The organism is Pseudomonas sp. (assembly GCF_049645325.1).
Taxonomy (GTDB): Bacteria; Pseudomonadota; Gammaproteobacteria; order Pseudomonadales; family Pseudomonadaceae; genus Aquipseudomonas.
In genome coordinates, this window is the sequence record NZ_JBARTQ010000428.1 from 1 (window position 1) to 4,207 (window position 4,207).

General features: G+C 62.7%; 3 protein-coding genes. 2 read left to right on the plus strand and 1 reads right to left on the minus strand.

Annotation, left to right across the window (positions count from 1 at the left end; translation table 11 throughout):
- Positions 1–12: 12 nt before the first annotated feature.
- Entirely contained in the window at positions 13–1,380 is a 1,368-nt protein-coding gene (locus tag WBB95_RS18585; protein ID WP_424488914.1) for an inorganic triphosphatase, read from the minus strand.
- 158 nt (positions 1,381–1,538) lie between these two features.
- On the opposite strand from WBB95_RS18585, the gene argE reads away from it, so the two are divergent.
- Both argE and argA read left to right on the plus strand, forming a co-directional pair.
- Positions 1,539–2,687: an acetylornithine deacetylase gene (gene argE / locus WBB95_RS18590; RefSeq protein ID WP_424488915.1), complete on the plus strand. Its 1,149-nt coding sequence runs from the start codon at positions 1,539–1,541 to the stop codon at positions 2,685–2,687.
- Between the two features lie 135 nt (positions 2,688–2,822).
- Entirely contained in the window at positions 2,823–4,121 is a 1,299-nt protein-coding gene (argA, locus tag WBB95_RS18595) for an amino-acid N-acetyltransferase (RefSeq protein ID WP_424488916.1), read from the plus strand.
- Positions 4,122–4,207: the final 86 nt, after the last annotated feature.

Here is a 4,207-nt window from a genome sequence, read left to right on the forward strand (position 1 = left end):
CCCACATTTGTATTACAGACGCAGCAGGGTCTTCCAGGCACGGTTCTGATACACCGCAATCACCTGATGCATGCGCGCATCCAGCGATTCCTCGGTGATCGGCTGGTTGGCCAGTTGCACCAACTTGTTCAGCTCGCCGTACAAACGGTCCAGTTCCGGAATGTCCACCACCTGACGTGCATGGTGCAGCCACGCCTGGATGCGCTCAATGCGCGGCAATTGCTCGGCCAGGTCTTCCGGCTGCTGCTGGTAGCGCGGCAGTTGCAGGGCGACGGCGTCGTCGGCCAGCAGGCGCGGCAGCCAGTTGGTGATTTGCGCGGCGCCCTGGCGGTTGCCACGCACAGTGCGCTCGGCGGTCCAGGCACGGGCCAGCAGCCAGCGCGAGGTGTTCAGCGAGAACAGGCCCCAGCGCACGTCTTCCAGTTCTTCGATGAACTGTTCCGGCGCGGCTTTGCGGATGTCTTCATCGTCTTCACCGGCTTGCACCAGCGGGCGCCAGTCTTCCAGCAAGGCATCCAGTGCGCTGCGCAGTTCGCTGGTGGATTGACGCGGTGCGGCCTGGCCGAGGCTGCCGATTACGGCGCGCAGTTCGCCGAGGTTGTCGACCCAGTCCTGCAGCAGGCGCCAGTGGCCATTGAAGCGGTATTGTTCGGCCAGGCGCTGGCTGCTGCCGAGCAAGTGCCACATGATCGCGGCGAAGGCGTCGTCCAGCGGCATTTCGGCGTGGATCTGCGGCGCCGGCAGGCTCAGCGAATAGCTGCTGGCGTCGTACAGGCGATAGCCACGCTCGGCCTTGCTGATATCACATGGCATCAAAGCCAGGGTGGCGGCCAGCTCGGCGGCGAGTTCCAGCAGGGCAGCCGGTTCGCCTTCGCGCAGTTCCAGTTCCAGCTCGCAGATTTCTTCTTTCTGCTTGCCGACCACTACATGGCCCAGGTCCAGGGCGGCTTCGATTACCACCTTGGCCTTGCCGCGGCCCCAAGCGATTTCGGCGCGTTCGCGTACAAAGTCGGTGGTGAAGATCGGCTTTAGGGTCTTTTTGTCCAGCTCGGCCAGTTGCTCGGGCCAGCACTCGCCGTCGAGTTTCTTCACGTCGAGCTTGGCCTTGGCCAGGTCCCAGTTGTATTCATTGCGTTCCGACAAGCCGGCGACGCTCTGGCCACGGGTCTTGAGGGTCTGGATGATTTCGTCACCGTCCTTGCGCAAGCGCAGGGCAACTTTGGCCTGGGCCAGGTCGCGTTCGGGGGTGTCGAAGTACTGGTTCATCAACTCACGGCGTTCCCAGCCACTTTTGTTGCGTTTTTTCAGTAACGGGTGCTCACGCAGCGCGGCGAGTGTTTCGCGGCTGACGCGGAGCTTGATTTCGGTTTCTTTCTGCATGGCCGGAAAATCCAGGATCGGGAGCGCAGCCGGGGAAAAGAGTGGCTGCCAAGGTCGTGCAGTGTACAGGACTGAGCCCGGCAACGTGCCGCAACGGTTTATTGTGTCGTGCAGATGGTTCTATAGTGGGGCTCATCCGGGAAGTTGAGAGACCGCGCATGCCGTTACCGTCCATGAAAGAGCAGTTCGCAGCATTGATTGCCGCGCCTTCGGTCAGTTGCACCCAGGCGTCTCTCGACCAGACCAACCGCCCGGTGATCGATTTGCTCGCCGGCTGGCTGGGCGACCTGGGGTTTGCCATCGACATCCAGCAAGTCAGCCCCGGCAAATTCAACCTGCTCGCCAGTTTCGGCAGTGGGCCCGGCGGCCTGGTGTTGGCCGGGCATAGCGATACCGTTCCGTATGACGCCGCGCTGTGGAAGACCGACCCGCTCAAGCTGACGGAAGTCGACGGCCGCTGGGTAGGGCTTGGCAGTTGCGACATGAAGGGTTTTTTCGCCCTGGCGATTGAAGCGGTGTTGCCACTGCTGGACCAGCCGTTCAAGCAGCCGCTGCTGATTCTCGCCACCTGCGACGAAGAAAGCTCCATGTCCGGCGCCCGGGCGCTGGCCGAGGCGGGGCGCCCGCTGGGCCGCGCGGCGGTGATCGGCGAGCCGACCGGCCTCAAGCCGATCCGCCTGCACAAAGGCGTAATGATGGAGCGCATCGACATTCTCGGCCAAAGCGGCCATTCGTCGGATCCAAGCCTGGGGCACAGCGCCCTTGAAGCCATGCACGACGCCATCGGCGAGCTGCGCGGCCTGCGCCTGGCCTGGCAGCGTGAGTACCGCAACCCGCAATTCAGCGTGCCGCAGCCCACGATGAACTTCGGCTGCATCCATGGCGGCGATAACCCCAACCGTATCTGCGGCCAGTGCTCCCTGGAGTTCGACCTGCGGCCGCTGCCGGGTATGGACCCCAAGGTGCTGCGCGATGCCATTCGGCAGAAGCTCGAACCCTTGGCCGAGCGGCATAAAGTCAAGATCGACTACGCGCCGTTGTTCCCTGAAGTGCCGCCGTTCGAGCAAGCCGAAGACGCCGAGCTGGTGCGGGTGGCGGAACGATTGACCGGCCATCGTGCCGAAGCAGTAGCGTTCGGCACCGAAGCGCCTTATCTTCAGCGCCTTGGTTGCGAAACCCTGGTGCTGGGCCCTGGCGACATCGCCTGCGCGCACCAGCCGGGCGAGTACCTTGAAATGTCACGCTTGACGCCTACAGTGCGTCTATTGCGGGAACTGATTGAGCATTACTGCCTGAAACCCGCATAAATTAACCCCTGCCCATTCGTACATAGAAGGAGAGCAAGCGTGTCGCCAAGCCTGTTCCGACGATAACCATCAGCCCGTTGTGCGCTTTCACGATTGATCCTTTTTCGGCTGCTTTTTATTACAGGCCCAGGTGTTATGCCCGAATACGTTAATTGGCTTCGTCACGCTTCGCCCTACATCAATGCTCACCGCGACTGCACCTTTGTGGTCATGCTGCCCGGCGACGGTGTGGAACATCCGAACTTCGGCAATATCGTCCACGACCTGGTGCTGCTTCACAGCCTGGGTGTGCGGCTGGTGCTGGTCCACGGTTCGCGCCCTCAAATTGAAGCGCGCCTTGAAGCGCGCGGCCTGACCCCGGCTTACCACGAAGGCTTGCGCATTACCGATGCCGCGACCCTGGAGTGTGTGATCGACGCGGTCGGCCAGTTGCGTATCGCCATTGAAGCGCGCTTGTCCATGGACATGGCCTCGTCGCCGATGCAGGGCTCGCGCCTGCGTGTGGCCAGCGGCAATTTGGTCACGGCGCGGCCGATTGGCGTGCTCGAAGGCGTGGACTATCACCACACCGGCGAAGTGCGTCGCGTCGACCGCAAAGGCATCAATCGCCTGCTGGACGAGCGCTCCATCGTGTTGCTGTCGCCGCTGGGGTATTCGCCCACGGGTGAGATTTTCAACCTGGCCTGCGAAGACGTCGCCACACGCGCCGCCATCGACCTGGGCGCCGACAAGCTGCTGCTGTTTGGCGCCGACCTCGGCCTGATCGACGAACATGGTCGCCTGGTGCGCGAGCTGCGCCCGCAGCAAGTGCCCGCGCACCTGCAGCGCCTGGGCAACAACTATCAAGCCGAACTGTTGGATGCTGCCGCCGAGGCGTGCCGTGGCGGGGTAGGGCGCAGCCATATTGTCAGCTACGCCGAAGACGGCGCGTTGCTCACCGAGCTGTTCACCCGGGACGGCGGCGGTACGCTGGTGGCCCAGGAGCAATTTGAACGGGTGCGTGAAGCGGCGATTGAAGACGTCGGCGGTTTGCTCGACTTGATCAGCCCGCTGGAAGAGCAGGGCATTCTGGTGCGACGTTCGCGCGAAGTGCTGGAACGTGAGATCGAGCAGTTCAGCGTGGTCGAGCGCGAAGGCATGATCATCGCCTGTGCAGCGCTGTACCAGATCGCGGATTCGGATGCCGGCGAGCTGGCCTGCCTGGCGGTGAACCCGGAGTACCGCCATGGCGGGCGCGGTGATGAATTGCTCGAACGTATCGAAACGCGCGCGCGGGCGCAGGGGTTGAAGACCTTGTTTGTGCTTACCACCCGCACCGCCCACTGGTTCCGTGAGCGCGGGTTTGTGCCGAGTACGGTGGACCGCCTGCCCTCGGCGCGGGCATCGCTGTACAACTATCAGCGCAACTCGAAGATTTTCGAGAAGGCCTTGTAACCCCGATCCCGAACTTTTTAAAAAGCGGGCTTATGTGGGAGCTGGCTTGCCTGCGATGCCATCACCTCGGTTTATCTGAAATACCG

What these genes read in the sequence shown, in the direction of transcription:
- WBB95_RS18585 (WP_424488914.1), bottom strand. Translation starts at nt 1,380, where the DNA reads ATGCAGAAAGAAACCGAAATCAAGCTCCGCGTCAGCCGCGAAACACTC.
- argE (WP_424488915.1), top strand. Translation starts at nt 1,539, where the DNA reads ATGCCGTTACCGTCCATGAAAGAGCAGTTCGCAGCATTGATTGCCGCG.
- argA (WP_424488916.1), top strand. Translation starts at nt 2,823, where the DNA reads ATGCCCGAATACGTTAATTGGCTTCGTCACGCTTCGCCCTACATCAAT.